This window comes from Streptococcus parasanguinis, from assembly GCF_047463195.1.
Lineage (GTDB): Bacteria > Bacillota > Bacilli > Lactobacillales > Streptococcaceae > Streptococcus > Streptococcus parasanguinis_R.
Genome location: NZ_JASHEI010000004.1, coordinates 216,047 through 241,460 on the forward strand (window position 1 = coordinate 216,047; position 25,414 = coordinate 241,460).

15 protein-coding genes are annotated in these 25,414 nt (G+C 44.4%); 7 read left to right on the forward strand and 8 right to left on the reverse strand.

The features are described 5' to 3' along the window. Nucleotides 1-82: 82 nt before the first annotated feature. The 5 genes from QM870_RS05275 to QM870_RS05295 all read left to right on the forward strand — a co-directional run bounded on the left by QM870_RS05275 (nucleotide 83) and on the right by QM870_RS05295 (nucleotide 10,874). Complete coding sequence (locus tag QM870_RS05275; protein ID WP_414368903.1) at nucleotides 83-2,314, forward strand: glycoside hydrolase family 31 protein; 2,232 nt, start codon at nucleotides 83-85, stop codon at nucleotides 2,312-2,314. Nucleotides 2,315-2,382: 68 nt separating this feature from the next. Continuing rightward, complete coding sequence (locus QM870_RS05280; protein WP_414368905.1) at nucleotides 2,383-3,990, forward strand: alpha-glucosidase; 1,608 nt, start codon at nucleotides 2,383-2,385, stop codon at nucleotides 3,988-3,990. Nucleotides 3,991-4,566: 576 nt separating this feature from the next. Next, nucleotides 4,567-6,816 carry a 5-methyltetrahydropteroyltriglutamate--homocysteine S-methyltransferase gene (gene metE / locus QM870_RS05285; protein WP_251458379.1) on the forward strand — a complete coding sequence of 750 codons (2,250 nt, stop codon included), beginning with the start codon at nucleotides 4,567-4,569 and terminating at the stop codon, nucleotides 6,814-6,816. 113 nt (nucleotides 6,817-6,929) lie between these two features. Beyond that, nucleotides 6,930-7,805 carry a methylenetetrahydrofolate reductase [NAD(P)H] gene (gene metF / locus QM870_RS05290; protein ID WP_003008657.1) on the forward strand — a complete coding sequence of 292 codons (876 nt, stop codon included), beginning with the start codon at nucleotides 6,930-6,932 and terminating at the stop codon, nucleotides 7,803-7,805. Between the two features lie 132 nt (nucleotides 7,806-7,937). Further along, nucleotides 7,938-10,874: an AAA family ATPase gene (locus QM870_RS05295; RefSeq protein WP_414368907.1), complete on the forward strand. Its 2,937-nt coding sequence runs from the start codon at nucleotides 7,938-7,940 to the stop codon at nucleotides 10,872-10,874. A 140-nt stretch (nucleotides 10,875-11,014) separates the two neighbouring features. On the opposite strand, the gene hutG is transcribed toward QM870_RS05295, so the two are convergent. The 8 genes from hutG to QM870_RS05335 form a co-directional block, all read right to left on the reverse strand. Further along, on the reverse strand, nucleotides 11,015-12,007 hold the full coding sequence (gene hutG, locus QM870_RS05300; RefSeq protein WP_024054987.1) for a formimidoylglutamase: 993 nt from the start codon (nucleotides 12,005-12,007) through the stop codon (nucleotides 11,015-11,017). An 83-nt stretch (nucleotides 12,008-12,090) separates the two neighbouring features. After that, nucleotides 12,091-13,632, reverse strand: coding sequence for a histidine ammonia-lyase (hutH, locus tag QM870_RS05305; protein WP_003013255.1), 1,542 nt, complete (start codon nucleotides 13,630-13,632; stop codon nucleotides 12,091-12,093). A gap of 215 nt (nucleotides 13,633-13,847) precedes the next feature. Next, entirely contained in the window at nucleotides 13,848-15,191 is a 1,344-nt protein-coding gene (locus QM870_RS05310; RefSeq protein WP_031576513.1) for an APC family permease, read from the reverse strand. Nucleotides 15,192-15,212: 21 nt separating this feature from the next. Then, nucleotides 15,213-15,791: a HutD/Ves family protein gene (locus QM870_RS05315; protein WP_003008647.1), complete on the reverse strand. Its 579-nt coding sequence runs from the start codon at nucleotides 15,789-15,791 to the stop codon at nucleotides 15,213-15,215. Between the two features lie 15 nt (nucleotides 15,792-15,806). After that, complete coding sequence (locus tag QM870_RS05320) at nucleotides 15,807-17,480, reverse strand: formate--tetrahydrofolate ligase (RefSeq protein ID WP_049490359.1); 1,674 nt, start codon at nucleotides 17,478-17,480, stop codon at nucleotides 15,807-15,809. Between the two features lie 31 nt (nucleotides 17,481-17,511). Continuing rightward, the gene (locus QM870_RS05325; RefSeq protein WP_024054843.1) at nucleotides 17,512-18,141 is read right to left on the reverse strand and encodes a cyclodeaminase/cyclohydrolase family protein; all 630 of its coding nucleotides are present in this window, start codon (nucleotides 18,139-18,141) and stop codon (nucleotides 17,512-17,514) included. Between the two features lie 12 nt (nucleotides 18,142-18,153). Then, the gene (gene ftcD / locus QM870_RS05330; RefSeq protein ID WP_003008641.1) at nucleotides 18,154-19,053 is read right to left on the reverse strand and encodes a glutamate formimidoyltransferase; all 900 of its coding nucleotides are present in this window, start codon (nucleotides 19,051-19,053) and stop codon (nucleotides 18,154-18,156) included. An 83-nt stretch (nucleotides 19,054-19,136) separates the two neighbouring features. Continuing rightward, entirely contained in the window at nucleotides 19,137-21,167 is a 2,031-nt protein-coding gene (locus QM870_RS05335; RefSeq protein WP_003008639.1) for a urocanate hydratase, read from the reverse strand. 199 nt (nucleotides 21,168-21,366) lie between these two features. Between QM870_RS05335 and hutI the strand changes: the two genes are divergently transcribed. Further along, the gene (gene hutI / locus QM870_RS05340; protein WP_061590903.1) at nucleotides 21,367-22,614 is read left to right on the forward strand and encodes an imidazolonepropionase; all 1,248 of its coding nucleotides are present in this window, start codon (nucleotides 21,367-21,369) and stop codon (nucleotides 22,612-22,614) included. A gap of 290 nt (nucleotides 22,615-22,904) precedes the next feature. Next, nucleotides 22,905-25,289, forward strand: a complete 2,385-nt coding sequence (locus QM870_RS05345; RefSeq protein ID WP_414368910.1) for a phosphoketolase family protein — start codon at nucleotides 22,905-22,907, stop codon at nucleotides 25,287-25,289. The last annotated feature ends 125 nt before the right edge of the window (nucleotides 25,290-25,414 follow it).

The following is a 25,414-nucleotide window of genomic DNA, read 5'->3' on the forward strand; positions in this document are numbered from 1 at the left end:
CAGGCCTTTTTTTGAGTGCTATAGTAAAATCGTAAACGTTTACACAGTAAGGCGAAGTAGATAAAAAGAGGAGGAAAGACAAATGGCAGGATCAGTGATACAGGGAGAGAACTACCGAATCTCCGTATTAACGGAATCTTTGGTGCGCTTGGAATACTCAGAGGATGGTGTTTTTGAGGATGGTCAGACGCAAGTTGTGCAAAATCGTGATTTTGGACCTGTAGCCTGTGAGGTCGTAGAGACAGAAGAGGTCCTCGATCTTCATACGGAGCATCTCCACCTCCATTTTGAAAAGGGACCTTTTACACCGGATCGGCTTTTTATCGAGCTCAAGGGTCAGTATGCAGTCTATGGGAGCCGGTGGCACTATGGAGATCAGCCGGAGACCTTAAAGGGGACCAGTCGGACACTTGACGAGGTCGATGGGGCTATGGAGTTGCAAGATGGGATCTTGAGCAAGGCCGGTTATGCTCTTTTAGACGATTCCGCTTCCTACTTGTATGATGACGAAAGCGGCTTTAGAGCACGCCCCTATCCAGAAGTGGATCTGTATTTCTTCGGTTATGGGCGCGATTATCTAGGCGCCTTAAAAGATTTTTACCATCTGACAGGACAGCCACCCCTCTTGCCACGTTATGCTCTGGGAAACTGGTGGAGTCGGTATTGGCCTTATACCAGTCAGGAGTATACAGATTTGATGGATCGTTTCAAAGCAGAAGGGGTGCCTCTTGCAGTCAGTGTGATCGATATGGACTGGCACAAGACGGCGATTCCTGCTCGCTTTGGAAGTGGTTGGACGGGCTATAGTTGGAACCGGGATTTGATTCCCGATCCAGCTGCCTTCTTAAATGGCCTGCATGAGCGTGGTTTAAAGGTGACCTTAAATGTCCATCCGGCAGATGGAATTCGCGCCTTTGAAGATGCTTATCCCATGGTCGCAAAACGCTTGGGACTGGATGCTGAAAAAGAAGAAGCGGCTAGCTTTGACTTTTATAGTCCAGCCTTTCGCGAAGCTTATTTCGAAGATGTCCACCATCCTTTGGAAGATCAAGGAGTGGACTTTTGGTGGATTGATTGGCAGCAAGGTAGTCATGGCAAGATGGATCCCCTTTGGTTGTTAAATCACTATCATTATGTAGATAATTGCCGAAAAGGCCAAGCTGGTCTCATCTTATCACGATATGGGGGTCCCGGCAGCCATCGGTATCCGATTGGTTTTTCAGGGGACACTATTGTGACTTGGGAATCCCTAGCCTTTCAACCCTATTTTACTAGCACAGCTTCCAATATCGGCTACACCTGGTGGAGTCATGATATCGGTGGCCATATGCGGGGCTACTATGATGAAGACTTGGCTCTTCGTTGGTTGCAGTTTGGGGTTTTTAGCCCGATCAATCGTCTTCATAGTTCTTGTAATGCCTTTAACAGCAAGGAACCGTGGTTTTACTCGTCTGAGACCTGTCGCTTGATGAAGCAGTATTTGCGCCTGCGCCATAGCTTACTGCCTTATCTCTACACCATGAATGTGGCGACGCACGAAGAAGGCCTGCCTTTGGTTCAACCTCTCTATTACCACTATCCAAACGAAGAAGAGGCTTATGAAGCGAAAAATCAATATTTCTTTGGCAGTGAACTCATGGTGGCACCAATTACCGAAGCGCTGGATCCTGTCTTTCATAGTGCTTCTGTGAGTGTTTGGTTCCCAGACGGCGTTTGGTACGATTTCTTCCATGATTGGAAGTATGAAGGAAGAGGCAAGCTTACGGTCTTTAGGACCAGCCAGGATATTCCGGTCTTTGCACGTGCAGGAGCCATCATCCCTATGGATGCACAACCACAGACAGGAGTAGACCTTCCAGAAATGCTGGACTGGCATCTCTTCCCAGGTGACAATCGTTCCTTCGTACTCGTCGAAGGAGAAGGAGCTAGCAAGGTTGAAACCCGCCTAACAGTCGATTGGGATGAAAAAAAGATTAGGATGGATCTGTCAGGTGATCTAGCCTTGCTTCCTGAAAAGAGACAGCACCGTTTCTTGCTCCATACCTTTGAGACGGACCCTATCATAGTGGACAATCAAAGTCAAGAAATTGCGATGGGTGAGCTGCAATTGCATCCTATTGCCAAAGAAGATCGGATGTTTGAGCTCTTAAAATCTGCCAACCTGGCCTACGATAGGAAAAATGAATTATTTGCGGCTTGTTCAAGAGCCAAGGATTGGAAACAGTTGATGAAGGTCATCACACCTTTGGAGGAAGGCTTGCGCCAACGTCTCTTTGAAGTGATTTATTCCAGTGAAGAGGGAGAAGACTTGTAAACTCTTGCAATTTCACCCCTATTTTTGTATGATGAAAGTGATTTCACAATCATAAAGGAGAAGAAAAAATGGAACAAAAATGGTGGCATAATGCCGTAATTTACCAAGTTTATCCAAAAAGTTTCAAGGATAGTAATGGCGATGGCATCGGGGATCTCAAGGGGATCACGAGCAAGCTAGACTATCTGGAAAAGCTTGGGATTACAGCCATCTGGCTCTCGCCAGTCTACAAGAGTCCTATGGATGATAACGGCTATGACATCTCGGATTACGAGGATATTGCCTCCATCTTTGGTACCATGGAAGATATGGAAGAGTTGATCGCAGAAGGTCAGAAACGCAAGATCAAAATCATCATGGACTTGGTGGTCAACCATACCTCTGATGAGCATGCTTGGTTTATTGAGGCGCGTGAAAACACAGACAGTCCAAAGCGGGATTTCTATATTTGGCGCGATGAGCCCAATGGCATTATTTCTGCTTTTAGTGGCTCTGCTTGGGAATTCGATGAAGCTTCAGGCCAATACTACCTGCATAACTTTAGCAAGAAGCAACCAGACCTTAACTGGGAAAATGAGGAGCTTCGCCATCAGATCTATGACATGATGAATTTCTGGATTGACAAGGGAATTGGTGGCTTCCGTATGGATGTGATCGATATGATCGGTAAGATCCCAGATCAGGAAATCATCAGCAATGGTCCCATGCTCCATCCTTACTTGAAGGAAATGAATCAAGCGACCTTTGGCGATAAGGATCTGCTCACAGTAGGAGAAACTTGGGGGGCGACTCCAGAGATTGCCAAGCAATACTCCAATCCAAAAAATCAAGAATTGTCCATGGTTTTCCAATTTGAACACATCGGTCTTCAATACCAACCGGGTCAACCAAAGTGGCACTACGCCAAGGAATTGGATGTGCCTAAATTGAAGGAAATTTTCACCAAGTGGCAGACGGAATTAGGAGAAGAGGAAGGCTGGAATTCCCTCTTTTGGAACAATCACGATTTGCCACGGATTGTGTCAACTTGGGGGGATGATGGGAACTATCGTGTCAAATCTGCCAAGGCTTTAGCGATTCTGCTTCACTTGATGAAGGGAACTCCTTATATCTATCAAGGGGAAGAAATCGGGATGACCAATTATCCATTTAAGAGCCTTGAGGATGTAGAAGATATCGAGTCGATCAACTATGCTCATGAAGCCTTAGAAAAAGGGGTTCCGCTCGAAGTGATCATGGACCAAATCCGCCATATTGGTCGGGACAATGCCCGGACGCCGATGCAGTGGAATGATGAAGCAGAAGCCGGCTTTACGACAGGTCGTCCATGGCTTGCGGTCAACCCAAACTACAAAGAGATCAATGTTGAGGCTACCCTAGCAGATCCAGACTCTATTTTCTATACCTACCAAGCCCTCATTGCTTTGAGAAAAGAACACCCTTGGCTTGTGACCGCTGATTATGAATTGGTGGACGCAGCAGACAAGGTTTTTGCCTACAAGCGGGTAGAAGGAGAGCAAGCCTATCTGGTGGTTGTCAATCTCTCCAGTCAAGAGCAAGACTTACCGCTCGTCAATGGGGTTGAAGAGGTTCTCATTGCCAATACCAAGGTAGAACAAGTCCTCGAATCAGGCAAGTTGGCCCCTTGGGATGCCTTCTGTGTCAAACTAGCCTAATGAAAGTAAGAAAAATAGAGGAAATTACTTCCTCGTAGAAGCAGGTCTTTCTCAGTAGAGAAGGCCTGTCAGAATGAGGACGAAATCATCAAAAAAACTTTCCTTAGGTGAGTACGGACGTCAGCGAACTTCGAAGAAGTTCCATGACTTAGTTTTGAGCCTATGGTCTCAAAACTCCCGAGTGCTAGAAACAAGTGTTTCTAGCACTTTTCTCACGGCGGAAAGTTTCAGTAGATGATAGAATCATTCTAACGAATACATTTTTATAGAATTTCTTAGATTTGTAAACAGAAGCAGTTTGTTTATGCTTGCACAGGTCTTTCTCAATAGAGAAGGCCTGCTTTGCTTTTTAGAGGCTGTCCTTCTAGCGAAATCCGCTCAAAAATGGTTCAGGGACGCTTGGGCTATAGGAAATATTTATAAGAAGTCCTAGTTTTTGCTTTTGATTTCTGCTCTCAAGGCCCATTAAATCTGTGTTATAGTTTTTGGCTATATCAAAATTCGTGTAAAAGCAATTATACAAGACGGCTATCTTCTGATATGATAGTGTCAATTAGAATTTTTGGAGGACACAACATGTCAACTACAATTATCGGTTTCCCACGTTTGGGTGAATTCCGTGAATTAAAATTTACAACTGAAAAATACTTTAGAAAAGAAATCTCAGCAGACGAGCTCTTGGCAGCTGCTAAAGACTTGCGTGCTAAACACTGGAACATTGTTAAAGAACAAGGCATCTCAGAGATTCCTTCAAACGACTTCTCACACTACGACAATTTCCTTGATGCAGCCTTCCTTTTCAACGTCGTGCCTGCATCTGTTCAAAACTTGGATTTGACAGACCTTGAACAATACTTCGCTTTGGCGCGTGGTTACCAAGGTGAAAAAGGGGATGTGCGTGCCCTTCCAATGAAAAAATGGTTCAACACCAACTACCATTACATCGTTCCTAAATTTGAAAAAACAACAGAAGTGAAATTGGCTGGTCACAAGATTTTTGATGAGTACCAAGAAGCCAAAGAATTGGGGATCAACACTCGTCCAGTAGTGGTTGGACCATTCACTTTCCTTCAATTATCTGACTTTGAAGATGGTGTGAAAGCTGAGGACTTCGTAGACAGCTTGGTTGCTGCTTATCAAGAAGTTTTTGCCAAATTGGCTGAGCTTGGTGCGACTCGTATTCAACTCGATGAGCCAGCTCTTGTTAAAGATTTGTCAGCTGAAGAAAAAGCTCTCTTCTTGGACCTCTACAACAAACTCTTGGCTGATAAGAAAGGCCTTGAAGTCTTGATCCAAACCTACTTTGGTGATGTTCGTGATGTCTACAATGACCTTGTGAACTTGCCAGTTGATGGTATTGGTCTTGACTTTGTTGAAGGCAAGAAAACACTTGAATTGGTGAAAGGTGGCTTCCCAGCTGATAAGACTCTTTATGCAGGTATTGTAAATGGGAAGAACATCTGGCGAAACAACTATGAAAAGAGCTTAGAAATCTTGGATCAAGTTCCAGCTGAAAAGGTTGTCTTGACGACTTCTTGCTCTCTTCTTCATGTGCCATTTACAACTGCTAATGAAGATTTTGAACCAGCTATTTTGAACCACTTCGCCTTTGCGGTTGAAAAATTGGGTGAATTGCGTGACTTGGATGCCATCCGTAACGGTCAAGGTGCAGAAGCTCTTGCTGCTAACAAAGAACTCTTTGCAACAGAACGCGTTGGAGCAAATGCTGAACTTCATGCTCGCATCGCAGCTTTGACAGAAGCAGACTACACTCGTTTGCCAGCTTTCGCAGAACGTGAAGAAATCCAAAAAGAAGCCTTCAAGCTTCCAGCACTTCCAACAACTACCATCGGTTCATTCCCTCAAACTAAGGAAGTTCGTGCTAAACGTTTGGCCTTCCGTAAGGGTGAATTGACACAAGAAGAATACGATGCCTTCCTTGCTGAAACGATCGACGAATGGATCAAATGGCAAGAAGAAGTTGGATTTGACGTACTTGTACACGGTGAATTTGAGCGGAACGACATGGTTGAGTACTTCGGTCAAAACTTGTCTGGTTACCTCTTCTCTAAAAACGGTTGGGTACAATCATACGGTATGCGTGGGGTGAAACCACCAATCATCTGGGGTGATGTGACTCGTCTCAACCCAATCACTGTGAAATGGTCTAGCTACGCACAAAGCCGTACGGACAAACCTGTTAAAGGGATGTTGACTGGACCTGTTACCATCCTTAACTGGTCATTCCCACGTGAAGATATCTCTATCAAGGATTCTACTCTTCAAATCGCTCTTGCCATCAAGGATGAAGTTCTTGACCTTGAAGCTGCAGGCGTGAAGATCATCCAAATCGACGAGGCTGCTCTTCGTGAAAAATTGCCACTCCGTCGTAGCGACTGGTACGAAGACTACCTTGACTGGGCGATTCCAGCCTTCCGTTTGGTACACTCAACTGTTGCACCAGACACACAAATCCACACTCACATGTGTTACTCAGAATTTACAGATATCATCCCAGCTATCGACAACTTGGATGCAGACGTCATCTCATTTGAAGCTAGCCGTTCAAACCTTGAAATCTTGGATGAGTTGAAAGCCAAAAACTTCCAAACAGAAGTTGGACCTGGGGTTTACGATATCCACTCACCACGTGTCCCACAAGACGGTGAAATCGATCACACTATTGAAGCAATCTTGGCAAAAGTACCAAGTGGCAAAGTTTGGATCAACCCTGACTGTGGTTTGAAGACTCGTGGAATTAAAGAAACAAAAGAAAGCTTGATCAAACTCGTTAATGCTGCTAAAGAAGCGCGTGAACACTTGTAAGAAATGTTTCGAGGACCTTCTATCATCGTGTAGAGGGTTTTCGAATCGTTCCCTTATCCTAGAAATAGTGGCTCAGAGTTCTTGATCAAAGAAACAAAAGAAAAGGATAGAATATGTCACAACACACACCGTCTCTGTCATTTGAAGTTTTTCCTCCAAATCCTGAAGTAGGCAATGCCAAACTCTTACGTGCTTTGGCAAATATGCAGGAGCTAGCTCCTCACTTTATTAGTGTGACCGCTAGCAATAATAAATACAATATCAAAGAGACGACGGTTGCTTTAGCCAATTACATTCAAAATGAATTGTCTATTCCGACGATTGCTCACTTGCCAGCCGTCTATTTGAGCAAGGAAAAAGTGGCCGATACTCTTCATGAGTTAGATGAAGTAGGAGTTCATCGGATTTTGGCTCTGCGTGGGGATATTATCCCTGGTGTGGAACCTTTAAAAGACTTTCGTTATGCAACGGATCTGATTGAATTTATTAAAACAGAAGCTCCCCATTTTGAGGTGATTGGTGCTTGCTATCCTGAGGGACATCCGGATTCTCCAAACCAAATTTCAGATATTCAAAATCTTAAAAAGAAGGTAGATGCAGGGTGCTCTAGTTTGGTCACTCAACTTTTCTTTGACAATGAGCGTTTCTATGATTTTCAAGATAAGTGTACTTTAGCTGGGATCAATGTTCCTATTCATGCAGGAGTGATGCCGATTCTCAATCGCAATCAGGCCCTTCGTCTCCTTAAGACTTGTGAAAATGTTCATATCCCACGGAAGTTTAAAGCGATTTTAGACAAGTATGAGCATGATCCAAAGTCTCTTCGCGCAGCTGGCTTGGCTTATGCAGTCGATCAAATTGTTGATTTGGTTACTCAAGATGTGGCAGGTGTCCATCTTTACACCATGAACAATGAAGATGTCGCTTACCACGTCTACCAAGCAACAAAGGCTTTATTTGCTCATCAACCGAATTTTGAAGTGAATTAATCAACACTTTTAGTAGGAAGTGTAGAGATTGAGAAAGAATCGTTCTCAGTCTCTTTTTATTTGGATAAATTACTTGCTAAAAGCCAACTTTTTTTTTATAGTATTAATATGAAGTTTTTGGAGGCGCTTGCAATGAAGAAAAGTCTGAAGTTGAAGTTATTTGGACCCCCTAAGGTTGTTTTCAATCAGAAAACTATTCGGTTTTCTTTCTCGAAGATGGAGGCCTTGCTTTATTACTTGGCAGTCATGGGCCAGGTCAACCGAGATGAAATCGCCGGTATCCTTTGGGGAGATAAGGAAAACCAAGTAGCTCGCAAAAACTTACGGAATACGGTTTACCAAGCCAATAAAATCTTTGAAGGAGATATCATTGTCTCTCCAAGTCGGAGCAGTTTGGCCCTTAATCCTGATTTGAGCCTTTCTTTGGATGTCAAACTCTTTGAAAGAGATCCACTAAGTGCCTTGGATCTTTATCGGGGAGACTTTTTAGAGGGCTTCTATGTCAAGGATGATGAAGACTTTGATCAGTGGGCTTCTCGAAAACGGGATGCTTATAGGAAGCTCTATGTCGAAAGTTGCTATCAAAAAATTGAGCAGGTCGGTTTTGGAGACTCTAGTATAGAACTCTTGCTCCATCATTTGGTAGAGCTGGATGAATTTGAAGAGAAAAACTACCAGCTCTTGATGGAATATTATAGCTTTCATCATCAGCTAGGAAAATTTTTTGAGACCTATTATAAGCTAGTCGATTTATTGGATCGCGAGCTCAGTGTGCGTCCCAGTCGAGCGATTGAGGAACTTTATCACTCCGTTTTGGAAGCCAAACGAACTCATAAACTGACCAATCGCTTGAATATCCGTGAACTTTCCTTTTTTGGTCGGAAACAAGAACTCTCGCAACTCGAGGAATACCTTTCCTTAGTCGAGACGGGTGAAGCGGTTGGTCCTTTTCTCGTGATGGGGCAATCTGGAACAGGTAAAAAACGTCTGTTGCGGCAGTTGGTCTTGATGTCCAATCGCAGTTTTAACTTTATCAAGGTGGAAGGAAAAGCTACCAGTCAGCGCTATGAAGGAAGCGCCTGGAATGATCTCAGACAAGCGCTAGAGAAAATGGGGGATGAGATGGGAATTTCCCTTCTGGAAGAGGAGGATGATCTCATTTCGGTATGGAATCAGCTTCAGAGCCTTAGCAAAGAAAAACCGCTCCTGATCCTGCTTGAAAACGCCCAGTGGTTCGATGCAGTGTCTCTAGAAAAAGTGAAACAACTAGAGGAGCGAAGAAACCAGGAGAAATGGCAACTGATTTTTACAGCTGAAGAGCCTCTGCCAGCTTTCTTCGTCAACTTCTTGGGGAACTTAAAGGTAGAGAAACGGCTGTCTCAACTAGAGTTGACCAATTTTGATCCTAGTGAAAGTCGTGCTCTCTTGAAAGGGGAACTGGGAGCAATAGAGCCGGCAGTGATGGAGCAGATGGTCGAATGGAGTGAAGGCAGTCCGTTCTTACTATCCAGCTATATCGAAGAGTGGAAAGAAAATGAAAATTTAGAACCCTTGCCTGATATCATTCAAGCTTATCTTTCTCAGGAGCTTGGGGATATGAGCAGCGAGGAAGAGGCTCTTCTACACTACCTATCGTGTTTTCATAAGCCAATTTCTCTGTCTATCTTGGCGGAATTGACGGCTACAGAGCTTCCTGTTTTGACAGAATTAATCGAGCCTTTATCTGAAAGAGCGATCGTCTCAATCGTAGAAGAAGGAGAGGCTCTCATGGTTCAATTCTGCAAGCAATTGGTAGCTATGTACTTTTACCATCTTCTTTCGCCAGCTAGACGGCGCCTCTTCCACCAACAAATTGCGCAAAAATTGGAAGAAACTTTAGAAGATTCGACGGACCTTCTTCTTTATAAGGAAATTGCCTACCAATACAAGCAATCCCAAAATCTTTTGCGTTCCTTATCGTTTGAGTTGACCTACTTAGAAGAAATTCTTCAGCTGGAGCATGAACTGTTTCCGATATATTCCAAGGTAGATGAGGGGTTCCTATCAGATGGTACAAATAGTCATTTGGACATTTTTGGAGAGCTATCCCGCATTCGCCAAGAATTAGATAACCTCTTTTCAAGGCACCAAAGAGATAGAGAATACAAGTATTTGCAACTGCGTTACTTGTACCTAGAAGGTCGCTATTTTATTCGAAGTGGGGAGTATCAAAAGGGGATTCATGATATCCAAAAAGTCATCTCCTATGCGCGGGAACTCAAGCAATCCGACTTCCTCTTAGAGGGTTATCGGCAAATCATTTATTATTGCATTCAAACTGAAAATATCTCTGAGATGGCCTATTATACAGATTTGGCTCTGGAAGATGCCATCCAAGCCAATAATCATGAGGTCATCGCGATCCAGTTGCGTTTGAAGGGCTTGTATCACCTGATGGTTGGGGATGAGGAGCAGGCGACTCGGCATCTGTATCGCTCTATTGATTGCTTTAGTTTGACCAATAGCATGCAGGCCAAGTATGCCATTCAAATTGCAGCTTCTTTGGCCTACCTCGCTGAAATCGAGCAAATTAGGGGCCATTTCCAAGTAGCGGTCACCCACTTAGAAGAGGTTCTGCGCTTAGTGGGGGATCAAGCTGTTGATTCCGTCCGTGTCGTCTTTGATATTGATCTTGGGATCGCCTATTATTGGAAGGGAGATTTGATCCAAGCTCGCCGCTGTTTTGACAGAGCTCAGAAGATTTTGTCCAGTGTTCGTTTCCCTTGGAAGGAAGAATTGCTCGAATTTTATCAATCCTTAATCGCTTGCCAGCAAGGAGATCAAGAGAAGGTTGCGGCTTATCTGGCTCGAAAAGAAAGGACGATGAAACCATCTGCCAATTCTCGGGATAAGGGAATGGTTCATTATCTATTGGCTTTCTTATCTAATCAAAAGGAGAAGGGAGAAGAGCTCGATCCTGCCCTGAGGACCTTCTTGAAAGAAGATAAGAATTACTACAAGAAGGTGGCAGAGCAACACTTGAATCCCTACAGAGATCGTCAGTTTCTTAAGAAATTAAAAGACCTGTAGTGTCTCTTATCTAAATCATAAGTGAAGGATAAGAGGCCATGCCTCCTTTCAGGCAAAGATCATTGTGCTGAAAATGAAAAAAGCATAGAAATACCCAAGCAATGGGTGTTTCTATGCTTTTTATGTGTGTAGAAATCATTTTAGTTCAGTTTTTGTTGCGCCAATATTTGGGTCAAGTAAAAGATAAAGGTCGCAGCAAGGTTTGAAGTATGGTTGTCAATGTCATGAGGAGGAGAAACTTCCACGACATCAAATCCGATTAGTTTACCACTGGCAGCAATGTGTTGGAGAAGTAGGAGGGCTAGTTTAGGATCGACACCAAGTGATTGGATGGCGCTAACACCAGGAGCAGAGCCGACTGCAAAGCAATCCATATCAATAGACAGATAGATCGCGGTTTGGTTTTCTAAAAATTGATCGATTCGATCCAGAATGGCTTGGTGGCTCATCTGGAAGAGATCTTGGCCAGTTAAAAAATCAATGCTTGGTGTTTTAGCAACGTAATTAAAGAGGAAGAGGTTATTATTGTGCTCTTGGATCCCCAGGATGAGGTAAGGGAAGTCCTGACCTTTTTCTTTCGCATGATCAGCCATTTGACGAAAACCTGTTCCAGAATTGGGACCGGTTTGGTCGTAAGGTCGCAAATCAAAGTGGGCATCCAGATTGATCACAGCCAGTTGTTCATCTTTTTCTAAACTGGATTGAATCCCTAGATAGTGGCCGTAAGCAGTTCCGTGACCGCCTCCTAGGACAATGGGTTGGATCCCTAATTGGTACATGCGCTGGATCGCTTGTGAGAGACTTTCTTGGAGTTCTTCTAGTGAATGGTTAGGCCCGTCAATATTTCCCACATCATACACTGTCACATTGGTTCCCCAGTGCCATGGAAGTTTAGCGATTTGAGAACGGATGGCTGTAGGACCCTCGACTGCTCCTACACGCCCATTATTGATATAGACTCCTTTGTCGCTCTTAAAGCCGATGATCCCAAAGGTCATACCCTCAAATGGAGTGAGGGTCTCGTCGTTTAGGTCTAAAAATTTGGTGACCATTCCCCATTTGGCCGTGTAGGGATTGTCCTCGATACTACCTTGGTAGTAGCTGTAGGTCATTGGATAGTAGTTTGTGAGCAAGCTTGTCGCCTCCCTTATTTTTCTGAAAGCAGGCAGAGGCTGAGAAGATCGCCAGCCTCTGTTTTTGCTTTATCCTTACTGTATCAGTATTGAATCCGTAAGTCAACTGCTTTTTCGATGGTTGCTAAGAATTCTTCGCTTTCGACAACAGCAGATGCTTTATTGAGTTCTTCAAAGATTTCGATATCTTTGTCAAATTCAATGAAGTTCAGTTTTTGACGAATCAGCTCATAAGCTGGTTTTGTCCCTTTACCAAGTTCATGATTTTCTGGTTTGAGATCCAAGGCTTGGCAAGCTGCCATGATTTCAGTAGCAACGATGCGACGGGAGTTTTTAAGAATTTCTGCTGCTTTACGAGCGGCAGTCGTTCCCATGCTGACGAAATCTTCTTGGTTTTCACAAGATGGAATAGAATCGACACTAGCAGGGTGAGCCAAGATTTTATTTTCCGATGCAAGGGATGCACAAGCATACTGGGTAATCATGAAGCCTGAGTTGAGTCCAGGGTGTTTAACCAAGAAGGATGGCAATTTGCTGAGTTGGCTGTTGACCAAGCGTTCCACCCGACGTTCGGATACATTCCCAATTTCAGAAAGGGCGATCCCTAGGAAGTCAAATGGTTGTGCCATTGGTTCTCCGTGGAAGTTCCCGCCGGAGATGACGTGGCCTTCTTTAGTAATAATTGGATTATCTGTCACAGAGTTGATTTCGATTTCAACTTTTTCTTTTACATAAGCAATAGAATCCTTGCTAGCTCCATGGATTTGAGGGATACAACGGAGTGTGTAAGGGTCTTGGACCCGTTGTTGGGTTGCTACCGTTGTGTTCTTGCTTCCTTCAAGGAGGTTGCGGATATTGCGAGCGGTTGCCAATTGTCCACTTTGAGGACGGATGGTATGAAGGTCTTCTTCGAATGGACTGGTAATTCCATTGTGAACTTCCATTGAGAGAGCACCAGCGATATCAGAGAGTTTGAGCAATTGGATACCATCATAAGTCGCAAGAGCACCGATACCGGTTAGGACAGTCGTACCATTGATCAAGGCAAGCCCTTCTTTGGCAGCTAATTGGATCTTTTCAATTCCAGCACGATCTAAGGCTTCTTGACCACTGAGAAGTTCTCCTTTGTAGTAGGCGCGTCCAAGACCCAACATTGGTAAAACCATATGAGAAAGAGGAGCAAGATCTCCAGAAGCTCCGAGAGAGCCTTTTTCAGGGATATAAGGAGTGACTCCTTTGTTGAGCAATTCTAACAGTTTTTCAACGGTTGACAGACGAATGCCAGAATAACCTTTCAATAGTGAGTTAATACGGATCAGCATGATGGCACGAACGGCATCTTCAGGAAGTGGATCACCGAAGCCAGATGAGTGAGTTCGAATCAGGTTTTCTTGCAGTTGAACAGTATCTTCTGGAGAGATGCTGACATTACAGAGGGAACCAAAGCCAGTGGTTACACCATAGACGACTCGTTTTTCCCGGACAATGTCATCAACGATTTTACGGGATGCGATAACGGCTTCTTTGGCTTGTTCATCAAGCTCACATTGGGCACCGTGCCGAGCTACAGCGATGACTTCTTCGAGTGTTAAGCTATTACCATCTAAATGAATCAATTGAGTCATATAAAACCTCCGATTATGAATAGTTGTTCTGTGGAAGTAGTGTTGTTTACTTCGGTTTGAATACCAAACATGGGCCCATTGTCTATTGATCTAAAGAATTGAAAAGAGTCATAGAGAAAAGGGCTCAGGTTTGATATTCGTGGAGTCCTAGATGGGTTAGGGAGCAAAACCGAGCTTCACTCCCGTCTCTGTTCCCATCTAGTGTGTAAAGAAAATTAGTGAGGAAGGGTTTTCGATTTATGTAGTTTATCGCCGTGGAAAACAAAGTAGAGTCCACTTGCGATCACGAGACCGATGGCACCCCAAACAAAGTTCATCATGTTGTCCCCTGCAATCATCAAGATACTGATCACAACAGCTAGAACTGGGATAACAGGACCAAATGGTACTCGGAAGGTAACCTTTTTGTCTGGGTACATTTTTCTGAGTTTGATGGCTGCCAAAGCAGTTGGAATGTATTGGAAGAAACGGAAGACAACACTGAAGGTTGCTAATGTTTCGAAAGAGCCAGATAACAAGAGTAAGAAGGCGAAGATACCAGAAATGATAATGGCAATGACAGGGGCATTCTTAGAGTTTGTTTTTCCAAGCCCTTCTGGCAAGAGTTTTTCAGTTGCTAATGCGGCACCAAAACGAGGGACCATGATGGATTCACCGATGTTTAGACCGGCGATTGAAATGAGGGCTCCGTAAGAAACGAGTGGAGCTCCGATAGGGCCAATCATTTCGACAAATGCGTCTTGTACTGGTGCACCAGTTTGCATAATGCGACCACCAAGCATGGCGATTGTTCCTGCGATGATCAACATGTAGAGAACAGATACAATACTGATAGAACCTAGAATAGCGCGGGGAACGTTCTTTTCAGGGTTGCGCATTTCCCCTGCAACGATAGACATGGTTTCAAATCCGATGAAACCGTAGAAGATGTAGACGGCTGTACTAGAAATAGAACTGAAGAGGTTTGTTCCACTTTCCAATTGAAGGAAAGGTGTGAAGTTGCCCTTGCTCACGCCACCGGGAATGAAGAAGATGGCAAAGAGTGAGAAGAGGACAATTGGAATTAATTTTGCAACAGTAGCTGTCAGAGTAAACATCTTAGAGGTTTTCAGACCGGCAATGTTCATCAGACTCAAGAGAATCAGCATACCGATACTGATCGGAAGGTTGTAGCCTTCAAATGCTGGGAAGGTGATGATGAAGATCTTAGCAAATCCGGCTAACATGGCAGCCCAAGCGATAACAGTAACGGCCCAACCGAGAATCCCAACGTTAAAGCCAACGAAGTCTCCGAAAGCGGCTTTTGAGTATTGCATGGCTCCACCGTTTTTGTCGAAGTAGCCAGCTGTTTCAGCCAGACAGGCTGATAGTAGCATGACGAGAATGGCAACCCCGAACATGACAGCTAGAGAAGCTGGTCCGAGGCCAGAATAAATTTTTTGAGGAAGGAGGAAGATACCAGATCCGATTACGGCGTTGATACCGTAAAGAGTGGCACCGCTAAAGCTGAATTTCGCTTTTTCTTGTTCCTCAATCGACTGTTTATGTGCTCCGTTCATAATGTTTCTCCTTTGTGAACATTATTGTAGTCCAGTCCAGATAGCAATCGGTTGCTCCCCAGACTGATGGGGTAAAAACGTGATTGTCATCTCTTGAAGAGGAGATGCTTGTTCGATCACCAGGAGCTCGTGAGTTTGGAGAGTTTGAGAATGATTGTTTCCCCATTCGAGTGTTAGTGGACAGAGAGCGTAGATCAATTGATAGCGACTCTGACTTTTGACACTCTCTTTTGGGGATATAGCACTCATATGCCCCTGATAAGAAGGTTTGTAAATCAAATTAAAGTCTTGACAAGTCCCTTGGCTAGATACAGGATCTCCCCCATCAAAGAAGTAGCTTTGAAAGGGGTTCAAAACCACTTCTTTATGGTGATGGGTGAGCCTAATGGAGGCATTCAAGGGCATCAAGATTCGGTGGTAGCCCGTGAGATCGGTAAAGTTACTTTTTTCAACCTCTACCGTTGCAGTAGAGAGGCGGAAGTCAAAGGTCCGATCTGGATAGCTTCCTCCCTCTGGGGAGAGAAAGAGTTGGGTGGTTTGGCCACCGGACCAGGTAGAAATTTGATAATCTGCGGGGGTAAGATGAAGGAGAGTCACCATAGGACGCCTTCTTTCTTAAAAGAGACCAGTGATATTGCCGTGGGCATCGATATCAATCTTTTCACTGGCAGGAACTTTAGGTAGGCCAGGCATAGTCATAATGGTACCAGTGAGAGCTACGATGAAGCCAGCTCCGGCAGCTACCTTGAGATTGCTGATTTTAACAGTGAAATCTTTTGGCGCTCCCATCTTCTTGGCATCATCTGAGAAGGAGTATTGCGTTTTGGCCATACAGATTGGATAGCTTGAGAAACCGAGTGCTTCCAATTCTTTCAGTTCGCGTTTGGCTGCTGGTGTTAAGCTGATGCCTTTACCACCATATACTTTTGTGACGATCTTGGTCAATTTTGTTTCAATGCTGTCTTCTTCATCATAGACATAAGAGAAGTGGTTTTCTTCTTGAGCCAGTTGAATGACTTTTTCAGCCAAGTCACGACCACCAGCCCCACCTTTTGCCCAGACATCCGAAATGACCACATCTACATTGCGTTTCTTACAAGATTCATAGACAGCTTCTAGCTCAGCTTCTGTATCCAGTGGGAATTTGTTAATGGCAACGACCACAGGTAGACCATAGACTTCTTGGATGTTGGCCAAGTGTTTGTCTAGGTTTGGTAGACCATCGATAACAGCTTGGACATTTTCCGTAGCCAAGTCTACTTTAGCAACTCCACCATGCATTTTGAGGGCACGAATGGTTGCGACGAGGACAACGGCAGCAGGTTTGAGCCCGGCCATGCGGCACTTGATATCGATGAATTTTTCAGCACCGAGGTCTGCTCCAAAACCAGCTTCTGTCACGACATAATCAGCATATTTGAGGGCTAGTTTAGTAGCCAGCACACTGTTACAGCCATGAGCAATATTGGCAAAAGGTCCGCCGTGGATGATGGCAGGAGTATGCTCCAAGGTTTGCACCAAGTTTGGATGGATGGCATCTTTGAGGACGGCTGCCATGGCCCCTCCAGCCTTGAGGTCTTTAGCTGTGACCGGTTGTCCTTGGTAGTTGTACCCAATAATGATGCGATCAAGACGTTCTTTGAGATCAAGGATATTTTCTGAGAGACAGAGAATGGCCATGATTTCAGAAGCCACGGTGATGTCAAAGCCATCTTCACGAGGAACTCCGTTTGTTTTTCCTTGAAGGCCATCGACAATATGACGGAGCTGACGGTCGTTCATATCGACCACCCGTTTCCAGGTAATGCGACGAGAATCGATGCCCAACTCATTTCCATGGTGAATGTGGTTGTCAATCAAAGCTGCAAGCAGGTTATTGGCAATCCCAATGGCATGGAAGTCTCCGGTAAAGTGAAGGTTGATATCTTCCATTGGAACCACTTGGGCGTACCCGCCACCGGCAGCTCCACCCTTGATCCCAAAGACAGGGCCAAGAGACGGTTCGCGCAGGGCAATGACGGCTTTTTCACCAATAGCTGAAAGAGCATCGACCAAGCCAACAGAGGTGGTTGTCTTTCCTTCTCCAGCAGGTGTTGGAGAGATGGCTGTCACGAGGATCAGCTTTCCATCTTCCTTATCCTTGAGTTGTTCCAGTTGGTTGCTATCAATTTTTGCCTTGTATTTTCCGTAGAGCGAAATATCGTCTTCGGTCAATCCAAGTTCAGCAGCGATATCGGTGATGGGCTTCATTTGGACAGAATTGGCAATTTCAATATCCGATAAAACCATAGAATCCCTTCTTTCTTTTTGTTTGTTAGGTTTATGATAGACTTTCTAAAATGGTTTGGTAAATGTTGTCTGCAAGATCAGAACCGGTTTGGAGAAGTTTGAGTCCCTTGCCGTGGTATTCTTGGACGAAGTCTTGGTCCTTGATTCCTGAAATGTTGATCAAGACATTGAGCCAAGCACCTTGAAGGCCAGCTTTAAGATTCAGAGCAGCTACCCCTAGGTCACTAGCCGCATTGGTGTTGGACTTGCCAACAGCTTCTTTGGTGGTTTCAAGAGCTTCAACGATGAGCTCCATCATAGAGAAAGGAGATACTGTCGCATGTTTCAAAGCTTTTTGCATGGCTTCACGACGAGCGGCTTTCTCTTCTTCCGTTTCTTTTGGAAGATCAAAGACAGCTGATACGACGTTGAAAGCTTCTGTATCTTTATCGATGGCTTCTAGTAATTGGTCTTGGAGTTGAGCGCTTTTTTCATGAACCCCTTTGATGTGGTCTTCAAATTCTGCGTATTTTTTCTTTCCAATGGTCAGTTCACAGACCATTTTTGTAAGGGAAATCCCATTCGCAGCAGATAGAGCAGCAGCAGAACCACCACCTGGAGCTGGAGCATCTGAACCAAGAACTTTGGCAAACTCCGTAATACTTAAGTCAACTAGTTTCATAGAACTCCCTTTCTAACCCAACAAGTGATTTTCCAAGACTTGTTTGCTGTAGTCAAAGTCTTCTAATTGTAAGTAGTATTCAGCAGAGTCGATCAAAGCCTTAGCAGGAGCCAGTCCAATGAGTTCTGTTCCGATGATGCGAACACCATAGCGTTGCGCTTCGAAACGAACGGTTTCCACAACACGATACAATGGGAATTGTTCCAAGTTGACCATATTGATGGAGACTTGGGCGATGTTGCGATCTTCTAGCATGACACCGATCGCTTTACAGTATTTGTATCCACCGCTTGATCCACGAATGATTTTAGAAATCTTATTGGCAATCTCTAGATCGTCTGTATCAAGGTTGATATTGAAAGCAACGAGTGGCATCCGGACACCGACAGCTGTAACCCCTGCAGTTGGGTGAATCTTGCGTTCACCGTAGTCTGGCTTCCAGTCTTCTTCCAACAATTTTTCTGGCATTCCTTCAAATTGTCCTTTACGCACTTTCGCCAAGTTCTTCCGTTCTGGGCGAGTTGCAGCATCTTCATAAAGGAAGATTGGAATACCTAATTCACGATTGATGCGTTCGGCTACTTTGTTAGCAATCTCAACGCATTCAGCTGTAGTGATATCTTTAACGGGAACGAATGGACAAACGTCTGTTGCCCCCATACGAGGGTGTTCGCCTTCGTGCTTGGTCATATCAATGTTTTCAGAAGCGTATTTCACCAATTGGAAAGCCACTTCTTGAATGCTTTCTTCATCCCCAACGAGTGTAAAGACGCTGCGGTTGTGACTGGCGTCAGACGAGTAGTCTAGTAAAGTGACACCTGGAATACTTTTTGCTGTTGCTGCTAATCCGTCGATCACAGCTTGATTGCGTCCTTCAGAGAAGTTTGGAATACACTCAACAATTTTTGCCATATGATTACCTCTTTTTATAGGAGAAGTTGGGGAGGAGGAGTCTTTGCATTTTCCTCCCCTTTCTCAGTTTTTATTTTTTGATGTTAAAACAATTTTTGAACGGCTTCTTTGACCAAATCTTCATCTGCCAGATACGGAATGGTGATGTGGTCTGTTCCTGCATGGAGACGGTTGTACTCGATCGCTGTTTCAATGGCATGGTTATTCCGTGCCCAGTTCCGACGAGCAACTCCACCCATAGTGTCCCAGGCAATGGCAGACTTGATGATTTCATCGATCCGGTGGCTACCGTCTAGGACGAGACCAAATCCACCGTTGATAGCTTTACCGATACCAGTACCACCACCGTTGTGGAGAGCGACGAGACTCATACCGCGAGCAGCGTTACCAGCGTAACATTGAACCGCCATGTCACAAGTGACGTTCGAACCATCTTTGATGTTTGATGTTTCACGGAATGGAGCATCTGTACCAGATACGTCGTGGTGGTCACGTCCGATCATGACCGGTCCGATCTTGCCTTGGCGAATGAGTTCATTGAATTTCAAAGCAATGTTGACACGGCCCATACAATCTTGATAGAGGATACGTGCTTGTGTACCAACCACCAGTTGGTTCTTTTCCGCATCGCGAATCCAGTTGTAGTTGTCGCGGTCTTGGTAGCGACGAGTTGGATCGATCGCTTCCATGGCTGCATGGTCAGTTGCAATCAAGTCTTCGTGTTTACCGCTGAGGCAGACCCAACGGAATGGACCATAACCATAGTCAAAGAGCATAGGTCCCATGATATCTTCTACATAAGATGGCCAAATGAAGCCGTCTTTGTCATCCAAGCCATTCTTAGAAATTTCCTTGATGCCTGAGTCGTAAACAGATTTCATGAAGGCATTACCGTAGTCGAAGAAGTAAGTACCTTTAGCTGTCAAGGCTTTGATCACTGCAAAGTGACGAGCCAAGGTTTCATCAACCAAACGGCGGAAGGTTTCTTTGTCTTCTGCCAGCAAACGTGTCCGCTCTTCAAAGCTGATGCCAACTGGGCAATAGCCACCATCATAGACGTTGTGGCAAGAGGTTTGGTCAGACAAGAGATGAACGTGAACTTGGTGTTCATTGACATATTCGAGCAAATCTACGATATTACCATGGTAGGCAATCGAAGTGGATTCACCAGCTTCAAGGGCTGCTTGAGCCAATTTCACAGCTTCTTCGGCACTATCTGTCACTTGGCTAATCCAGCCTTGAGAGTGACGGGTTTCGATCCGAGAGCGGTCCACTTCTGCAACGATGGCAACCGCTTTTGCGATTTCAGCTGCTTTCCCTTGAGCTCCGCTCATTCCACCGAGACCAGATGAAATAAAGAGTTTACCGGTCAAGTCGCCGTCATCAGGCACACCGAGTTTAAGACGACCAGCATTGAGAAGGGTGTTGAAAGTACCGTGAACGATCCCTTGAGGACCGATGTACATCCAGCCACCAGCCGTCATCTGACCGTAGTTGGTTACTCCCATTTCTTCAGCGATTTCCCAGTCGCGCATATTGTCATATTCACCAATCAAGAGACCGTTGGTAATGACGACACGAGGAGCTTCTGGTTTCGATTTGAAGAGGCCTAGAGGGTGACCCGATTCAACCACCAAGGTTTGGTCTTCTGTCATGACTTCCAAGTATTTCTTGATCAAGTTGTATTGCATCCAGTTGGCACAGACAGATCCTGTTTCCCCATAAGTGACCAATTCATATGGATAAAGAGCAATTTCAAAGCTCAAGTTGTTGTCGATCATGACCTGCATAGCCTTAGCAGCTGTGCATTTTCCTTTGTACTCATCGATTGGTTTTCCATAGATGCGATCTTTTGGACGGAAGCGATAGCCATAGATCCGACCGCGCGTTTTTAGTTCTTCCAGAAATTCTGGGATCAACTCTTGGTGGAATTTTTTAGGAATGTAACGCAAAGCATTTTTAAGGGCAATTTCAGTCTGAGCTTGCGTTAAGCGGAAGCCTCTATCAGGTGCACGACGGATGCCTTCTTGAAAAGTCGCCTTTTCAGGTAGGACATCAAAGTCAAGTTTGACAGACATAGCAGCTGCAATTTCTTTCTCGTCTATAAATGACATAGCAGAACCCTCCTTATAGTTGGACTGTGAATTTATATTTTCTTTATTGTATCGAAGAAACGTCAATAAAGAGTCAAAAAAAAATATAATTTTTAATAAAGCAAAAAAAAATGAGGGAAAAACTTTTTGACTTTTTTTTGACGCTTTTTCTGTAGAATTGTAAAATGAATAACAATGGAAATAGAAAGGAATGTTTCATATGTCTGCTGATATCCTATTAACCCACTTTAACCAATTGTTTTGTCCGAATGATCTAGGCCATCCTCTCTATGGAAAAGAGATGGCAGAAGCGCAAATCCTTTCCGATGCTTATATCGCTATTAAGGATGGAAAAATTCTTGCAGTTGGGACAGGTCAACCAGAACCAGAACTGATTGATGACCATACGGAAGTGAAATCCTGTGAAGGAAAAGTTGCGACTCCTGGCCTGATTGACTGCCATACTCACTTGGTCTATGGAGGTAGTCGGGAGCATGAATTTGCGAAAAAATTAGCGGGTGTTTCTTACTTAGACATCCTCGCCCAAGGCGGTGGAATTCTGAGCACGGTTCGGGCGACACGGGAAGCTTCTTTTGAAAATCTCTATGACAAGTCCAAACGACTGTTGGATTACATGTTGCGTCATGGGGTGACTACTGTCGAAGCCAAGAGTGGCTATGGTTTGGATTGGGAAACTGAAAAACGCCAGTTGGATGTTGTGGCTGCACTGGACCGTGATCATCAAATAGACTTGGTTTCGACCTTTATGGCAGCCCATGCGATCCCAACAGAGTACAAGGGCCGTTCCCAAGAATATTTAGATCTCATTGTGGAACAAATGCTTCCCAAAGTGAAGGAAGAAAAACTAGCTGAGTTCTGTGATATCTTCTGTGAAAAAGGTGTCTTTACAGCAGATGAATCTCGCTATCTTCTTTCAAAAGCTAAGGAGATGGGATTCAAACTGCGGATTCATGCGGATGAAATCGAGTCTATCGGTGGTGTGGATGTTGCGGCTGAATTGAAATCTACCAGCGCAGAACACTTGATGGTGATTACCGATGAAGGTATTCAAAAACTAGCTGCAGCAAAAGTGATTGGCAATCTATTACCAGCCACAACCTTTAGCTTGATGGAAGATACTTATGCACCGGCTCGTAAGATGTTGGACGCTGGGATGGCCATTACCCTAACAACGGACAGCAACCCAGGGTCTTGTCCAACAGCCAATCTCCAGTTTGCCATGCATCTAGGTTGCTTCATGATGCGCCTAACTCCAGTAGAAATTCTCAATGCAGTGACCATCAATGCGGCCTATTCAGTTGATCGTGCTAAAACAATCGGCTCTTTCGATGTTGGCAAACAGGCCGACATTACCATCTTTGATGCACCAAATCTAGATTATCTCTTCTATTTCTTTGCGACAAATCTCGTGACAGATGTCTACAAGAAAGGTCAAAAAGTCATTTAACTGACTCCATTTCATTTGGGACTTTGCTGGTTTGCAAAAATCAGCAAAGTCTTTTTTTAAAACCTATCCCTGTAGGGAATGGAACCACTTTAGTAGGAAATTAAAATTTGACGTTCAAAGAATATTTTTCTTACTTTCTGATGTACAAAAAGGGAAATTCTTGATAGAATAGAAGTAATATTGAATATTTTCTTCAATATCATCTGTTTGATTGAAAACAGATTGTTTAAACTATTGATCAAACGAACAGGTTATTCAACAGACCTGTCTAGAAATTGTGAGGAGACAAGATGACTGTCGATTATAACAGCAAAGCTTACTTGGATAAAGTAGACGCTTGGTGGCGTGCAGCCAACTACATTTCAGCTGCTCAAATGTACTTGAAAGATAACCCATTGTTGAAGCGCGAAGTCGTTGAAAATGACTTGAAGGCTCACCCAATCGGACACTGGGGAACTGTACCAGGGCAAAACTTTATCTATGCTCACTTGAACCGTACCATCAACAAATACGACTTGGATATGTTCTACATTGAAGGACCAGGTCACGGTGGACAAGTAATGGTATCGAACTCATACTTAGATGGTTCTTATACTGAATTGAATCCAAACATCCCACAAAATGAAGAAGGTTTCAAACACTTGTGTAAGATCTTCTCATTCCCAGGAGGAATCGCTTCTCACGCTGCGCCTGAAACACCAGGATCTATCCACGAAGGTGGAGAACTTGGTTATGCCCTTTCTCACGCTGCAGGTGCTGTATTGGATAATCCAGATGTGATTGCTGCCACAGTTATCGGTGATGGTGAAGGTGAAACAGGTCCATTGATGGCTGGTTGGTTGTCAAATACCTTCTTGAACCCAGTCAACGATGGGGCTATCCTTCCAATCTTCTACCTCAATGGTGGGAAGATCCACAACCCAACCATCTTCGAACGCAAAACAGACGAAGAATTGGCCCTCTTCTTTGAAGGTCTTGGTTGGAAACCAATTTTTGCGAACGTCACTGCGATTTCAGAAGACCACGAAGCTGCCCATGCTTTGTTCGCTGAAAAATTGGACGAAGCAATTGAAGAAATCAAGAAAGTCCAAGCAGAAGCTCGTAAAGGTTCTGCTGAAGAAGCAACTCAACCAGTATATCCTGTCTTGATTGCTCGTATTCCTAAAGGTTGGACTGGTCCAAAAGCATGGGAAGGAACACCAATCGAGGGTGGATTCCGCGCTCACCAAGTGCCAATCCCAGTAGATGCTCACCACATGGAGCATGTCGATGCTCTTCTTTCATGGTTGGAATCTTACCGCCCAGCTGAATTGTTCGACGAAACTGGTAAACTAGTTCCTGAAATTGCGGAAATTGCACCAAAAGGTGACCGTCGCATGGCGATGAACCCAATCACAAATACTGGTGTGATCAAACCAATGAACACAGCTGATTGGAAGAAACATGCCCTTCAATTCAACACACCAGGTGAAATCATGGCTCAAGACATGATCGAATTTGGTAAGTATGCGGCAGACTTGGTAGATGCGAACCCAGATAACTTCCGTATCTTTGGACCAGATGAAACTAAATCAAACCGTCTTCAAGAAGTCTTCACTCGTACAAGCCGTCAATGGTTAGGACGTACGAAACCAGACTATGATGAAGCTTTGAGCCCTGCTGGACGTGTCATTGACTCTCAATTGTCAGAGCACCAAGCAGAAGGAATGCTCGAAGGATATGTCTTGACAGGTCGTCATGGCTTCTTCGCTTCTTACGAGTCATTCCTTCGTGTCGTAGACTCTATGATTACTCAACACTTCAAATGGTTGCGTAAATCGAAGACACATACGACATGGCGTAAAAACTACCCTGCCTTGAACTTGATTGCGACTTCAACTGTTTTCCAACAAGACCACAATGGCTACACTCACCAAGATCCAGGTATCTTGACTCACTTGGCTGAGAAAACTCCTGAATACATCCGTGAATACTTGCCAGCAGATACGAATACGTTGCTTGCGGTGATGGACCAAGCCTTCAAGGCAGAAGATATGATTAACTTGATTGTTTCTTCTAAACACCCACGTCCTCAATTCTACTCAGCTGATGAAGCAGAGGAATTGGTTCGTGAAGGATACAAGGTGATCGATTGGGCATCAACTGTGTCAGCAGATGAAGAGCCAGATCTTGTCATTGCAGCTGCAGGTACAGAGCCAAACTTAGAAGCTCTTGCTGCCATCACAATCTTGCACAAGGCCTTCCCAGAATTGAAGATCCGCTTTGTCAATGTGGTAGATATCTTGAAATTGCGTCACCCATCCGTCGATGCGCGTGGACTTTCAGATGAAGAGTTCGACAAAGTCTTCACAACTGATAAACCAGTAATCTTTGCCTTCCACGGTTACGAAGGTATGATCCGTGACATCTTCTTTAACCGTCACAACCATAACCTTCGTGTACATGGTTACCGTGAAAACGGAGATATCACAACACCATTCGATATGCGTGTGATGTCTGAATTGGATCGCTTCCACTTGGCACAAGATGCAGCCAATGCAGCTCTTGGAGATGCAGCAAGCGCATTTGCAGCGAAGATGGATGAAACAATCGCCTTCCACCATGACTACATCCGTGAAAACGGAGACGACATTCCAGAAGTTCAAAACTGGAAATGGGAAAACGTGAATAAATAAGAAAAGAGAGTGGGACAGAAATCGGTAATTCGTTAGAATTCGATTTCGTCGTCCCACCTCCGCACAGTTGAGTAGGGCTGTAAAAGCTGATGAAATCAGCGTAGTAGAGCCCACTCAACCACTGC